Origin of the sequence: Myroides indicus, from assembly GCF_004364575.1 — a bacterium.
GTDB lineage: Bacteria > Bacteroidota > Bacteroidia > Flavobacteriales > Flavobacteriaceae > Flavobacterium > Flavobacterium indicum_A.
The window spans coordinates 39,043-54,760 of sequence record NZ_SOAG01000021.1; the positions used below are offsets into that span (position 1 = coordinate 39,043).

The 15,718-nt window shown below is 33.6% G+C and carries 9 protein-coding genes; 3 read left to right on the plus strand and 6 right to left on the minus strand.

The annotated features are described in order from the left end of the window. Positions 1 to 24: 24 nt before the first annotated feature. The 6 genes from C8P70_RS09610 to C8P70_RS09635 all read right to left on the minus strand — a co-directional run bounded on the left by C8P70_RS09610 (position 25) and on the right by C8P70_RS09635 (position 10,428). Positions 25 to 900 carry a substrate import-associated zinc metallohydrolase lipoprotein gene (locus tag C8P70_RS09610; RefSeq protein WP_133713114.1) on the minus strand — a complete coding sequence of 292 codons (876 nt, stop codon included), beginning with the start codon at positions 898 to 900 and terminating at the stop codon, positions 25 to 27. A 20-nt stretch (positions 901 to 920) separates the two neighbouring features. Continuing rightward, positions 921 to 2,444 (minus strand): RagB/SusD family nutrient uptake outer membrane protein, encoded by a 1,524-nt coding sequence (locus C8P70_RS09615; RefSeq protein WP_133713115.1) that lies wholly within the window; start codon positions 2,442 to 2,444, stop codon positions 921 to 923. A gap of 15 nt (positions 2,445 to 2,459) precedes the next feature. Next, the gene (locus tag C8P70_RS09620) at positions 2,460 to 5,819 is read right to left on the minus strand and encodes a SusC/RagA family TonB-linked outer membrane protein (protein WP_133713116.1); all 3,360 of its coding nucleotides are present in this window, start codon (positions 5,817 to 5,819) and stop codon (positions 2,460 to 2,462) included. A 383-nt stretch (positions 5,820 to 6,202) separates the two neighbouring features. Then, on the minus strand, positions 6,203 to 6,640 hold the full coding sequence (gene mscL, locus C8P70_RS09625; RefSeq protein WP_133713117.1) for a large conductance mechanosensitive channel protein MscL: 438 nt from the start codon (positions 6,638 to 6,640) through the stop codon (positions 6,203 to 6,205). 43 nt (positions 6,641 to 6,683) lie between these two features. Beyond that, the gene (locus C8P70_RS09630; RefSeq protein WP_133713118.1) at positions 6,684 to 9,122 is read right to left on the minus strand and encodes a bifunctional UDP-N-acetylmuramoyl-tripeptide:D-alanyl-D-alanine ligase/alanine racemase; all 2,439 of its coding nucleotides are present in this window, start codon (positions 9,120 to 9,122) and stop codon (positions 6,684 to 6,686) included. Between the two features lie 466 nt (positions 9,123 to 9,588). Then, positions 9,589 to 10,428 carry a hypothetical protein gene (locus tag C8P70_RS09635; protein WP_133713119.1) on the minus strand — a complete coding sequence of 280 codons (840 nt, stop codon included), beginning with the start codon at positions 10,426 to 10,428 and terminating at the stop codon, positions 9,589 to 9,591. A 331-nt stretch (positions 10,429 to 10,759) separates the two neighbouring features. On the opposite strand from C8P70_RS09635, the gene C8P70_RS09640 reads away from it, so the two are divergent. The 3 genes from C8P70_RS09640 (at position 10,760) to C8P70_RS09650 (ending at position 15,378) form a co-directional block, all read left to right on the plus strand. Next, the gene (locus C8P70_RS09640; RefSeq protein ID WP_133713120.1) at positions 10,760 to 12,175 is read left to right on the plus strand and encodes an MBL fold metallo-hydrolase; all 1,416 of its coding nucleotides are present in this window, start codon (positions 10,760 to 10,762) and stop codon (positions 12,173 to 12,175) included. Positions 12,176 to 12,191: 16 nt separating this feature from the next. After that, positions 12,192 to 12,509 (plus strand): thioredoxin, encoded by a 318-nt coding sequence (gene trxA, locus C8P70_RS09645; protein ID WP_133713121.1) that lies wholly within the window; start codon positions 12,192 to 12,194, stop codon positions 12,507 to 12,509. Positions 12,510 to 12,642: 133 nt separating this feature from the next. Then, positions 12,643 to 15,378: a M16 family metallopeptidase gene (locus C8P70_RS09650; RefSeq protein ID WP_133713122.1), complete on the plus strand. Its 2,736-nt coding sequence runs from the start codon at positions 12,643 to 12,645 to the stop codon at positions 15,376 to 15,378. Positions 15,379 to 15,718 lie beyond the last annotated feature (340 nt).

Genomic DNA, 15,718 nt, shown 5'->3' on the forward strand with positions numbered 1-15,718 from the left:
TACTATTAATCATTAAACCATTTACTAGAAATTGTCATTAACAACATCATCTGTATTTTGTTCAGCAAAATCTCTAAGCTGCCAAAAATCTATTTTTAATTGTTCTTTATAATATCTAACTACCTGTTCTACCTTGCTTTCTATCTTTTTTCTTCCTTCAGGTTCAGATATATCATTTAAAAAAGCTTCCCACTCTGCTTTTGTATTAAGTAAAACAAAGGAAGCCGTTTCGGCAAAATCTTCATCATAATTAGACCTTGCGTAATTTGTAACAAATCCTAAATTATTTGACTCTTCATCACTGTACAAATACCAAGAATTTGTATAATGCCCACCCGGAGATATTTTTGACCACGTAACTCTATCATAATCTTTTGTCTGATTTAAAATATGAACGTATTCGTGTTGAATAGTATGAACAAAGGTTCTAATACTTTCTAAATCGTGGTGTTCAACATAATCTGTATTAAACAGCGTAATACGAGCACCTCCGCCAGCTTCTCCCAAAACAACAGTCTGCAAATCGGGATCGTAATTATAGCTACCTATCAGGTGAAACTCTCTTGGAGCAATTTTCTTTACAAAATCCTCTCCTCCTGCTTGTGTATAACTATCAATCCAAATCTTTTTGACCATTTGCAAAGCTGGTTTCACGTTCTCTTCTTTTGGTGGAAATAAAGTTTTATCATAGTAACCAAAAGCCTGATTCCATTTATACGTAGCCGCTATGTTATAGTCTTTTGTATAATTGTCATAAATCCACTGATCTAATTCTGTTTTTGGCTTTTCAGTAAGATCAAAAATACTTGGTCCTAAATCATTGTCGTTTTCACAACTAATAAAAGCTGCACTAATTACGGATAATAAACCTAAAGATTTTACTATATTTAAAAATTTCATAATAAACTAAATTTTAATTATTATCTTGGATTAGCTGGAATACCATTTGAAATTGCCATTTGAGGAATCTGTAGCTGACGTCTATTATCGTCTTTTGTTAAGATTTCTTCTCTTGAACTGTTATAGGTATTTCTATGTACTAACTCCATATTATATCGTCTCACGTCAAACCAACGTATTCCCTCTAAATAGCTTTCACGTCTTCTCATATCTGCCAAATAGCCTAAATATGCCTTTTGCTTATCAGACAATTCACTTGCATAAAAAGGATCAATAGTAGTAGATGATCCCACCGCCAACAATTTAGCTTCCGTCAAAACATCACCAGAACCAGCATTTATGGTACTTCTTTTTGTAAATACATTAAGCATAGCTAGAGCCTCTGATAACTGATTGGTTGATATTAATGCTTCTATCCGATCAAGGTATAGCATATCGTTAGAAAACAATACTACATTTGTATATCTAAATCCTGTTTGGTTTGTAGGATCTGTAACTTCAAAGCTTCGAACAAACTTAGGTCTACCTAAAAACTGCTCACTCACAGTATAAGCTAAAGTACCAAAATTCCAACTTTTACCAAATGGATTTGAATCAGTACTAAATAAAAAAGCATCTGCAGCTGCTCTTCTAAAATTATATCTTCCCCCCCCCGTATATGCTTTATTAGACATCACACTCGATATTAATAAATTAGTGGTCTCAGATGGATCGGAATAAAGAACTTGAACCTCTTCAGTTCCCAAAGATCCATAGTAAGTCAAATCCCTTAAAGTCGAACCGTTAACTGGAATATTTTCACTGTATTCTAATGCTTTATCAAAATTCCCTTTATAAATAAAAAATCTAGTAGCAAAAGCTTTTGCTGATTCTACTCCAAAGTGAAATTTTTCTGTAGCAGGACTTCTCTCCAAATATTCTATTAAATCCAATCCCTCTAAAAGATCCTCCTCTATAAAATCATAAACTTCCTGAACTGAATTTCGCTCATAAGCAGGCAATAATGTAGTTTCTACCGTTCTTGTGTAAGGGATTCCCATATCCGACGAAGCTGTAGCTGGGTTATATGTTTTTGCCCATAGATTAACCAACATGAAATGTGCATAAGCTCTCGCTACTAATGCCTCACCCTTATATCCCCAATTTTTTTGAAGTTCTGCTGTCCTTCCTTTACTTTGCAGTTCAGCCTCCATCTTATCTGCCGCCTCAATAGCTGTATTTGCCTGAGCAATAGCCTTATAGCATGCATTCCAATAATAGGTTGGGCTATCCTGACTTTCACTTCTTATATCTTCCCAAAAGAAAGCTTCTGTATTTGAAACATTTTCAACAGAAATTTTTTCACTATCAACTGCATTATCACTCATTACATCAGCAAATTCAATAAAGGTTCCTTTAGGATATGCCAACGTAACAACTTCTCCAACTTTTTCAGGACTATCAATTTTAGTTCTGTTATCAGGTGTTTCATCCAAAAAGCCACTACATCCTATAACGGATAAGCTTGTTATCAAAACACCAATTGTCATTTTAAGTCTTTTCATAATTTGTTTTCTTTTTTAAAATCCAACATTTAACGTTAAAGTATATTGGCTTGTAACTGGCATAGCTACACCTCCGCTTTGAAAAAATTCAGGATCTTGCCCATTCAATTTTTTGTCTGAGTATATTAACCACGGATTGGTTGTCATCAATCTTAAAGAAAAATTAGAAAACTTCATTTTCTTTTTAAAATGATCCGGGAATTCATAAGCCAAAGAAACGTTTTTCAACCTCACAAAATCTCCATCAGCAATTCTAGCTGTAGAATAATTATAGGTATTATATGCTATTCCAAGTGCAGAAGAACCATAGTTTCCAATTTGTGTCACATCTGGGATAACCGGAATATTTGTAAACTGCTCATCTCCAGGCACCATCCAACGATCTTTCATATCTTTAGAAAAAACATCTAAATCAGAATATGTAGAGGCAAACATCGGATTTAACCTTACTTTATTTCCTCCTGAGGCAACTATAAACACATTTAAACTCCAGTTTTTGTAAGTAAACGTATTGGAAATACCTAAGGTTTTATTTGGCTCGCTTGATCCTTCATATTTTAAATAATCTGTAATATTACTCGAATCCTGAAAGTTTGCCCCAGAAACATTATTTGTTTGTCCATCCGCCATTACAAAAGTAGGCAGCCCTTCATGATTTAACCCTGTAAACTGGTATGAATATATACTATTTCTAGGTTTCCCTTCAACATTTCCTCCAACTCCCGTTACTAAATCAATAACACGCGGAATATTTTGCAAACTTGTAATTTCTTGTTTAAACAAAGAGGCATTAATAGTTGATGTCCAATTAAAGTCAGATGTCTTTATATTTGTTGTAGTTAATCCGAATTCCAACCCTTGAATTTTCATATCCGCATTATTACCTAACTTATAACTTTCTCCTCCAACACCTGTAGTTCTAACAATATCTATTAAATCAAATGCATTTCTCTGATAAACATCTCCAGCTAGTTGAACTCTATTATTAAACAACCCTAAATCAAAACCTATGTTCAATTCATACTGCTTTTCCCATGTCAAATCGGCATTTTGCAAAGCTTCAATATCTAAAGCATTTTCTCTATTTCCTGATAAATATCTATAAGGAATTATACTTCTATAAATAGCTAATGAGTTAGTTGCAGGTCCTGCTGTTGCTGTCAACCCATACGACGCTCTCAATGATAAGTTACTAATAGTTTCATTATCTATCAAAAACTTCTCTTGCTTTGCATTCCATTTTCCTGCTACTGTCCAAGTAGGCAACCATCTCGATGCCCCCGTATCTCCCTGTCTATTAGATCCATCATAACGACCTGTTAAAGCTAAAGTATATCGATTATCAAATGTATATCCAATTTTTGAAAAGAATGCTAAAGTTCTTTCTCTTTCTTCACTAAAGGTAAAATAATCACCACCTTGGTCTATTAATTTCTGTAAAGCAGTCATATTTGGATAAGATGTCAAACCTTTATCATATTGTACTCCATGTGATAAAAAGTAATCGCTACTTCTATTCACCACACGCATATCTGTCCCAGCAAATACATCTAACTCATGTTTGTCATTAAAAACATCTGCATAAGTAACACTGTTTCTCACATAGAAAGAAGTCATATCATTAGAAAAATTTCTCCTCATCCCTCCATTTGGCATTACAGGCACACCTGGCGCAACAGGGTTTTCAGGATCTTTATATAAATAAATATTTTGATCTCTTTCTATTGTATTACCGGCGGCATTATAAGCAGCTATTACGTTAGAAGATTCTGTCAAGCTATGTGTTCTTTTGGTAGAAGCATAACGAGCTGCTGCATTCAAATTATACTTAACTTTAGATGAAATTTTATAATCTGCATCTAACTGGAAACGAATATCTTTTACATCAATATCCATATAGTTAGACTCTAACTCATTTAAGATATTGAATGGAGCCCAATTACTTCTATAGTATTCATAATCTCCATTATCATTATATGGTCTAAGAGCTCTACTTGTATTTAAAGCGAAACTAAACGGATTAATATCAAAATCTCTAGACACCGCTCCGTTCACAACATCAACTTCTCCGTCATATGTACCAGGAGCTTTTTGATCTCTTACCGAAGCATTTGCTGATAAGCTTAACGTAAATTTGTCATTTACAAAGAAAGTATTTTTCAAATTCATTGTCAAACGATGAACTCTATCTGCAATCGTCCATCCCGGATCTGCATAATATCCAACGGATGCAAAATAAGCATTATTGGTACCTCCTCCAGAAAAACTCAATGAATGGGTTTGTGCAATTGAAGGTCTAAATAATGTTTTAAACCAATTCGTATTTGCCATCTCATATTTTCTCAAAAAAGTATTTCTCCCAACCTCATCATTCACATAATCATATTTTCCAGTAGCAGTATTATAATTATTTACACCTTTATAATACATATTATAAACCCCACCATAGCGTCCAAAAAGTGAGTTAGGATAAGTTATTTGCCCTTTTTTCTCCAATTCTTGATACACATCCATAGTTTCCTGAGAATTCATCAAATCATACTGTCCATAAACTGGCACTGTTCTTATTGTATTCTCCATTGAATAACTGATTGAAAGTGGCGTCTCCTTTCTACCGCTTTTAGTTGTAATAACCACCACCCCATTCATTGCACGAGAGCCATAAATAGCTGTAGCAGAAGCGTCTTTTAATATATCAATACTTTGAACATCGTCTGCATTTAATCCAGCAATCGCAGAACTCAATAATGTCTCCGAATTTCCTGAAGCTAAATCCTCAAAAGACACATTTACAATATCTTCCTGAACAACCCCATCAATTACCCACAAAGGCTTAGTGTCTCCCATTATAGAAGAAGCTCCACGGACAGTAATTTTTGGTGCAGCACCAAAAGTTCCTGTTACGTTTTGCACTGTAACTCCTGCAGCTTTTCCTTCTATCATTCTACTAACATCAGTAACTCCATCCACCTTCAACTCTTTTGCATCTATACGAGAAACTGCCCCCGCTTCTTTTCTTTTCGACAAAGTCTGATACCCCGTATTAATAACCACCTCTTCAATCATTTCTGATTCTGATTGCAAAGCAATATTAATAACAGACTGCGTATCTACTTTTTTTTCGGCTGTTGCATACCCAAAGTATTCAAAAACCAAAACGGCATTGCCATCTTTTACCGTAATAGAGTATTTACCATCTTCGTCGGTCATTACCCCTTCTTGAGTCCCTTTGATTAATACATTTGCCCAGCCTAGAGGTGACCCATCTCCGCTGGCAGTAACTTGTCCTGTAACCTTTCTACTTTGCGCATAAACACCTTGTATTGTGCCAATTGCAAATAAAGCAAAGAAGAAATGAAGTACAATTTTCCTCATGTTTTATTAATTTTAAATTGTTTAACAAACAAATAACAAAAAAACGACATATGCTAATTTTATGTTATCTTTTTTAATGCCTCACTGAAAATCAAAGAAAAAACAATGAAAACCAGTTAGTTAATATTTACAGCATTATGAGTGCAAGATATATAAAAATATTTATTCTCAACAAAAATCATGAAAAATTAAATTAAAAAACAAATCATAGTTAAAAAAATTAAATACAAAACACAAATAATACAAAAAATAAACATATAAATCATTTTTTAACTGTACCATAAAATATTTCATCATTTTCTTAAAGAAAAAGCATTTTGTTTTCTCCATAAAAAGAGAGCCGCATCTTTCGATACAGCTCTCTTTTTTATCAATTATCAATTTTACTTTTGATTCTTCAGCAAATCTCGGATTTCAGCAAGCAGCTCCTCTTGCGTAGGACCCGCCGGAACTTCCGGTGCAGGCGCTTCTACTTCCTGACGTTTTAACTTGTTCATCCCTTTTACCAGCATAAATACAACCAAAGCTAAAAGCAAAAAGCTAATTAAAACAGTTATAAAATTACCATAAGCAAATATCACTGCACCTTCAATTGCTTTCGCATCTGCTAAAGTCAATCCAGACTCTACATTGCCTTTTAATACAACATATAAATTGGAGAAATCTGGTGTACCTATTACCGCAGATACTAAAGGCATAATTAAATCATTAACCACGCTATCGATAATTTTTCCAAAAGCGCCTCCAATAATCACCCCTACTGCCAAATCCATAACATTGCCTTTGACAGCAAATTCTTTAAATTCTTTTACAAACCCCATAATTTTTTTTATTTAGATAATAATAACACAAAAATATAATAATTTACTCTTCATAAAAAATTCTTTTTACTCGCTGCGAGATACTTGTCAAAATTTCATACGGAATTGTATTTAATTTTGATGATATTTCCACGACAGGCAACTCCTCTCCAAAAACAATTACCTCATCTCCTTCTTCACAACACATATCTGTAACATCAACCATTAACATATCCATACAGATGGAACCTATTATCATTGCTTTTTGCTTATTAATTATAACATAACCTTTTTCATTTCCCCAAGAGCGATGTATCCCGTCGGCATATCCGATAGGAACAGTCGCTATCTTTGTTATTCTCTGAGTTTTAAACCTTCTCCCATATCCTACACTTTGTCCTTCAGCGATTTCTTTGACCTGCATTACTCTTGTTTTTAGGGTACTCACATTTTTCAAACACTTCGTTTCTTCCGTTCCGTTTCCTACTCCGTACAAACCTATTCCTAATCTGACCATATCAAACTGATATTGTGGAAAATTAAAAATACCCGAAGTATTCAAAATGTGTTTTATCGGATTAATAGCAAGTTCATTGGTTAAAAGACACACGTTTTCCTGAAAGTTTTCAATCTGATTTAAAGTAAATCCTATATGTTCAGCAAGATCACTGGAAGACAAATGTGAAAAAATACTTTTCACTTCAACAACATTTGTATATTTTAATATTTCAACTAATTCCTTTAAATCTTCAACCAAAAAACCATGCCGATGCATCCCTGTGTCCAGTTTAATATGAACAGGATAATTATAACAGTTTTTTTCACGGGCAACTTTAAGGAAAATATTCAATTCCCTCACCGAATATATTTCGGGTTCCAAATCGTATGCAATCATAGCTTCAAAAGCACTGAATTCGGGATTCATTACAATAACAGGTGTTTTTATACCAGATTTTCTCAAAGTTATTCCTTCATCAGCGAAAGCCACTCCCAAATAATTCACATTTTCATGCGCTAGCAATTTTGCAATTTCAACACTTCCATTACCATATCCGAAGGCTTTTACCATAACCATAATTTTAGTTTCTGGTTTTAGCATTGATCGATAAAAATTGAGATTATGTCGAATAGCAGTCAAATCAACTTCCAAAACCGTCTCATGTGTTTTTTCTTCAAGCAGACTGACAATCTTATCAAACCGGAAACTTCTCGCTCCTTTTACTAAAATAGTTTCATCGTTAAAATCGTCTATCGACATCTTTTGCAAAAAAGTATCTGTGTTTTTAAAAAACAACATGTTATTTAAACCTGAAAGATATTTGCCTATGTTTTCTCCAATTGCAATAATCTTTGTCAATTTATGACGCTCCAACAATACTCTTATCTGTTCGTAAACTTCGGTCTCTTTATAGTCACTCCTAAAAACATCTGACAAAACAATTGTTTTTGCGTGATTAGTCTTGTGTTTTTCTAAAAAATCTAAAGCTATAATGATAGACTGATAGTCAGCATTATATGCATCGTCAATAATAACACAACGATTAACTCCCTTCTTAACTTGCAATCGCATTTCTATCGGATACAACTTCATAATTCTCTGTTGTATAATTTCGTCCGGATATTTCAAATAAAGCAATACACAAATACAAATTACAATATTGTTGATTGACATACTGTCGTCAAAAGGCACTTTTACTTCTATTTCTCGCCCATTATATATAAGGTGTAAGTTTTTTCCTTGTATTTTTGCAAAAACAGTCGCAGTAGAATCAGAGAAACTCCATGTAAAGAGCTCCTTATCAAAAATATGCTTCGTAATCCTTTTGTCATTTTCACAAAATACTACAGTAGCATTTTCAAACAGCTTTATTTTTTCTTGTATTTTTTGATCTATACTATCAAAGCCTTCTTGATGCTCATCCGTAATTGCAGTTAAAATACCCATAGTAGGCTTTATAATTTCAGCCAGTTTTTTCATCTCATTTTGCGTTGAAATTCCAGCTTCAAAAATCCCCAAATTGTGTTTTTCTTCAATACCAAAAACAGAAAGCGGAACACCTGTTTGAGAATTATAACTTTTTGGACTTTTAATAATCCTGTACTCTTCGCTCATCAGAAAATTAAGCCATTCTTTCACCACTGTTTTTCCTTTACTTCCCGTAATTCCAATAACAGGAAAATCGAACTTTAACCGATGAAAGGCAGCAGACCTCTGCAAAGCATGCAGTGTATTTTTTACTTTAAAAAAGCATCCCGTTTTATATTGACTTCGCCATTCTTCATGATCTGAAACCACAAAATATTTCACTCCTTTATCAATAAGCTCTCCTATATAGTCATGTCCGTTGTGATTTTTGCCTTTCAAGGCAAAAAACAAGGTTTTATTATCATTCAGCAACGACCTGCTATCAACAGACACATGAGCAATTTCAATAGTTTCACTCTCTTGACAACTTGTTGTTGCGTCCAAAAAGGCAATAAATTCACCGGAATTAAACTTCATAGCTATTATATGTTTTTCAAAAACTATTTACAAAGGTAAGAAGAGTTAACTTATTTTAAATTGCTAAACAATGGATTTAGTCGCTAAATCGGAGTCTATTCTATTTTAATTATACAACTAAATAATCACAAATAAAATAAGTAAGTCCAAACAAAATTGTTTGGACTTTTATTAGCAATAATTCTCCTTAGTTTAAAACACTTCTTAAAAACCCCTTCTATTTTTTAAAATTCAATTTAGAAGAGCCCCATACAGTAATTAATGATGTAAGAAAACCCCCTAAAACAGATATTACAATATCATATTTTATAGAATAAAAAACAAAAGTCATCCCCAAAAAGCAAAACAAAGACATTAACACTTTTTTCATTCTTATAGATATTATACTACAATAGCTCTACACTTAATTCTCTATTAAATGTTTCAATAAAGCTATTATCATTTATATCAAAATTCACTTTTGAAATTATAGTATTTTCAGACTGTTCAAGAGGCACAGAATATCCATTAACAACTCCACTACTCCAGCAACAGCACTACCGTTCATTCCCATAGCGACAGCTCCTCCAGCTGCACCAAGAACGGTTCCCGCAGGATCCGCTGCACTCCCAAAGACAAATCCTCCTACTAACCCAACTCCAGCTCCTCTTGCATCAGCCTTAGCCATATTTTTAACAGCTCTTTTAAACCTATTCCAATCCCAAGATTTTATTTGATTTCTATTTGTTTTTCTTTCAATGTTTCTATCAATATTTAGAATCCAATTATCTATATTTTGCCCCCAATATTGTAAAGAATACAATCCCGTTACCATATAAGACTTTAATATTAAATATTCTTTGTCAAAAAGTAAACTATTACTATAAAGAAACTCCAACTCATCATTTAAATTACTCATTTTTCTGTACGTAACATCAAGTTCATCATCATTGTCAAAAAGTAGATTATATTGTTTCAAAATATGTTTAGCATCCACACCAAAATTAATTTTTTCATTCAGAAAGACATCAATATCTTTCTTATTAAAAAAATATACCTCTTTAGTATCATCAATATTAGAATATTCAAAATAATTTTCTGTTATAGTATTAATTTTATCATATGATTCTGAATATGAATCTATGTCAAATGAAATACCTTTTTCTGTTATTTCATTATAAATATACTCCAACCCTCTATTATGCCTTTCTCCTATAAAATCCAAATCGATCGATTTTTCTTTATAACTATGGTTAGATTTTTTTTCTAAAGAAAAATCTTTATCAGAAGAACATGAACTAAAAACAAAAACACTCGTTAAAAACAAAAACACTCGTTAAAAATAAAAATAATCTTTTCATATAAAATAAAGTTAATTTTAGAATCAAACATAATATAATTTATTAGATTATCTAAACATATTCATAATAAATAGCTTATTTTAATATTCTAACCATCTCTTTTTTATCAATAAAAAATAACTAAACATTGGAATCGAAAATATTAGAATCTAATTCTACACTTATAAAACTACTAAAAAAACAATCTTATTAAAAAAAGCTTTAGCTATTTTGTATTGACAATACTGTTTATATCTTTACCAAAGAAGTATTTTTTAGTTTGTAACTTTGTTACCTCACAGGAAAAAAAAATAGAATATGATAATAGAACAAATTTACACCGGTTGTTTAGCTCAGGGAGCGTATTATATAGAAAGCGACGGAGAAGCAGCCATTATCGATCCCTTGCGCGAAGTACAGCTCTATATAGACAGAGCTTCCAAAAACAATGCCAAAATAAAATATATTTTTGAAACCCATTTCCATGCTGATTTTGTAAGCGGACACGTAACTTTAGCCGAAAAAACGGGTGCTCCTATTATTTATGGTCCAAATGCCAATCCAACTTTTGACACTCATATTGCTAAAGACGGAGAAATCTTTAAACTTGGAAAAATAACAATTACCGCATTGCATACTCCCGGACATACTATGGAAAGTACCACTTATCTCTTAAAAGATGAAAGTGGAAAAGATCATGCGATCTTTAGTGGCGACACATTATTTTTAGGTGATGTAGGTCGTCCGGATTTGGCACAAAAAGCAGCAAGCCTTACTCAAGAAGAATTAGCGGCTACCTTATATCACAGCCTCAGAAACAAAATCATGCCTTTAGCAGATGATGTAATTGTCTATCCGGCACACGGAGCAGGTTCTGCCTGCGGAAAAAATCTGAGTAAAGAAACTGTTGGTACATTAGGAGAACAAAAACAAACCAATTACGCTTTGCGAGCCGATATGACCGAAGCCGAATTTGTAAAAGAAGTAACAGACGGATTACTTCCTCCTCCTGCCTATTTTCCGCTTAACGTAAAACTAAATAAAGAAGGCTATGAAAGTGTTGAAAATATTATTCGCAAAAGCAAACCACTGACTCCAAAAGATTTTATAGCTTTAGCAGAAGAAAGCGGAGCACTAATTTTGGATGTAAGACCAGGTGCAGATTTCGCATCCGGACATATTCCAGGTTCAATATTTATTGGTTTAGATGGTCAATTCGCCCCTTGGGTTGGTGCACTTATTACCGATATCCGACAACCTATTTTAATCGTTGCTCCGCAGGACAGAGAAGAAGAATGCATTATTCGCCTTTCGCGCGTTGGATACGACAATTCTCTCGGCTATTTGAAAGGTGGTTTCGAAGCATGGAAAGCTAACAACAGAGAATATGACAAAATTCAACAAATAACTGCTCAAGAAATGGAGCAAAAATTAAACAGTGAAGAAATTGCTATTTTTGATGTAAGAAAACCAGGCGAATACAACAATTCACATATTAATTATAAAAAGCTAAGCCACGTGCCATTAGATTTTATCAACCAGCACCTTGCTGAATTTCCTCGCAGCCAACCATTTTACATTCACTGTGCAGGAGGATATCGTTCGCTCATTGCGGCATCTATTTTAAAAGCACGCGGATACCACAATATGATTGACGTTATCGGCGGTTTTGGAGCTATTAAAAAAACAGGTATCCCTTTGATTAGCGAAGAAAGCTGCAGTACATCTATTTAATATAAAAACAAAGGAAATGAATGATTTTCAAAAACTTATAAAGAGCAATCAACTAACCTTAGTTAATTTTTTTGCTACGTGGTGTGGTCCTTGCCAAATGTTTAAACCGGTTTTGGAAGAAATAAAAAAAGAACTTGGAGATCAAGTAACGATTATTAAAATTGATGTGGATAAAAATCAAGCTTTTACAGCCGAGTATAGTACAAAGTACAATATGCGCGGCGTTCCAACAACTATGCTTTTCAAAAACAACAAGCTGTTGTGGCAGCAATCGGGATATATGGATAAGCAGACTGTATTGAATTACATCAATCAATATCAAAACAATTTCTAAATCCAAAAACGAGCCGATATTAAAAAGTATCGGCTTATTTTCTATCTTTTTTACTTCACATTACTATCAAGTGTAACTTTTATCTTAAAATAAAGCTTATATTTACTTCTTTACTTTAAAAAACACTTATTTAATGAAAAAAGTTTTATACTCACTAATGCTTCTCTCAGCACTTAGCATCTCAGATTATGTTATTGCTCAGCAAAAAGAGAAACCCGCATTTGTTACTCAGGTGGAAGAAATCAAAGAATACAAACTTTCTAACGGAATGCAAATTCTGCTTATTCCGGATGCTTCACAAAATAACTTAGTCGTAAACATTGTTTACAAAGTAGGTTCCAAACACGAAGGTTATGGAGAAAAAGGAATGGCCCACTTACTGGAGCACATGCTTTTTAAAAGCACAAAAAATCTGGGCGACATTAAGAAAATGCTTTCTGATAAAGGAGGTGCTGCTAATGGGACAACATGGTATGACAGAACCAATTACTACGAGGTTTTCCCTTCTACAGATGAAAATCTATCTTGGGCTCTTGAAATGGAAGCTGATCGGATGATTAACGCCACTATTCTTCAGGAAGATTTAGACAAAGAATTTTCAGTGGTTAGAAATGAGTTTGAAATAGGTGAAAACAACCCTACGCGCGTATTGATGGAAAGAACTATTAATACAGCATATTTATGGCATAACTACGGATTAAGCACTATTGGATCCAAAGAAGATATCGAACGAGTAAAAACCCCTCAGCTAAGAAGATTCTACGAAAAATACTATCAGCCGGATAATGCCGTGTTGATCGTAGCAGGTAAATTTGACGAGCAAAAAGCAATTGAACTCATTGAAAAACATTTCTCTGTAATTCCAAAACCAACACGTGTTTTAGATGAAATATTAACAGTTGAACCTGCCCAAGACGGAGAAAAATATGTAGAAGTAAGACGTAATGGCGACAGCAAACACATTCAGGTTTTATACCATACCGCTTCCTATGCAGACCAAGATTTTGCCGCTCTTTCTGCTCTCGAGCACATCTTAAATAACGATCCGTCAGGCTACTTGCACAAAGCACTTGTTGAGACACAAAAAGTTTCCTCTTTATGGGCATTTACGCCAACTGTAAGAGATGCCAGCTTTATGTTATTTAACTTTGACGTGCCAAACGAAAAAGACCAAATGCAAACGTTAACCGATGTAAAAACGGAATTGGCTAAAATAGGAGAAATCCAATATACACAAACCGATCTAGATCGCGCAAAAACAAAAATTTTAAAAGACATTGAAGCCATTCAAAACAATACTATAAGTACTGCAATTAGCTTAACAGAAATTATAGGTTCCGGAGATTATAGACTAGCTTTTCTGTATCGCGACAATATTGAAAACTTAACTTTGGATGACATTAATCGCGTAGCTAAAAAATATTTTAAAGACAACAACCGTACTGTAGGTTTATTCATTCCTTCAAAAGATGAAATACGAGTAAAACCGACAGAGTTGCTGAATTCTGATATCAATGCACTAGTAAAAGATTATAAAGGCAAAGAAAAGTCCGAAAACATCAGAGACTTTGCCCCTACTATTGCAAATCTGGAAAAAAACTATACTTCCGGACAGCTTAGCAATGGATTAAAATACGGTATTATTGACAAAGATTTAAAAGGTGAAAAAGTAAATATCTCTATTTCAATCCCTGTCGGAAATCAAAAAGATCTTCACAATAAACAATACATTGGCTCTTTTACTGCATCTATGCTAACGTCAGGAACTACAACATTATCTAAGCAGGAAATTAAAGATAAATTAGACCAGCTAAAGTCAAATATAAGCGTGCGTTTTGGCGGGCAAACTATTTCCATTTTTATCACTTCTTACAGAAATACAGTTGAGGAAACGATGGAAATATTAAATGATGTATTGAAAAATCCGACATTTCCGGAAAGCGAGTTGACTAAATTAAAATTAGAGTATACCACTTACTTAGAAAGCAACCTAAATGACCCGCAATCCGTTGCATTTAACAAATTAGGGAAACTGACTTCTAACGAAGAAAAAGGAAGTATTTTCTACGCTTCTTCCACACAAGAAGACATCGATGGATTTAAAGCAGTGACAATTAACGAAATTAAAGATTTTTACTCCAAATTCTTCGGAGCCAATAACGGAATAGCCACGGTTTTAGGAATTCAAGATAAAGCAAAGATACAGGAACTGTTAGAAAGCGTTTTAGGAGACTGGAATAACAAGACTAAATTCGAAAGGGCTTATCCTAAGTTCTTTTCCACCAAACAAAGCAAAGAAATCATTGATACCCCGGACAAGGAAAATGCTGCTGCAGTAGGCAGGTTAAATTTCGAAATGAACAAATCCAATCCTGATTATGCCGCATTAGTATTTGCTGACGAAGTCATGGGTGGTGGATTTATGACAGCGCGTATTCCGCAAAGATTACGCGAAAAAGAAGGAATAAGCTACGGAGCAGGAACTTCGTTAAGCGTGCCTTCAGATGTCAAAAACAACAATTCAAGCTGGATGATTTACGCCTTTCTAAACCCTACGAAACGCAGTGATGTGGAAAATGCCATTAACGACGAATTTACAAAACTAGTAGCAAATGGGATTACAGAAGAAGAGCTAAAAGCAAACAAAACAAGCTGGAAAAGTTCAAGACAAACCAATTTAGGCAACGATAACTATCTAATGTCATTATCTAACTTATACTTGACCTATGACATACCATTTAGCGACTTTGACAAACTAAATACAGAGATTGATAAACTTACCGTAAAACAAGTGAATAATGCGATTAAAAAATACTTGCAACCCTCAAAATTTACAACTATTTACGTAGGAGATTTCTCTAAAAAATAAAATACAACACATTTAAGAAACCTCTCTAGTCCAGTGTTAGAGAGGTTTTTTTATTATTTCTTTACAACACCGTGAATGTTACTGTACTCTCAAGGCCAATACACAGCCGTTTCTCTAACCTGTATTAAAGCAATCGGATACTTATAAATAATGGTTTCATAACAAGATGTTAGAAACCGAAATAAAAAACTAGCTAAAAGTTATCAGAATGAGTTTAACAGCATTAAAGGAAGTATCCCTATAGAAATAAAACTTGAGTAAGAAGAATTTAATCTTAGAAAAATTGGAGAACTACAAAATATTTCTATTCAAAAAATAGGAAGGACATAGATGGAGATAA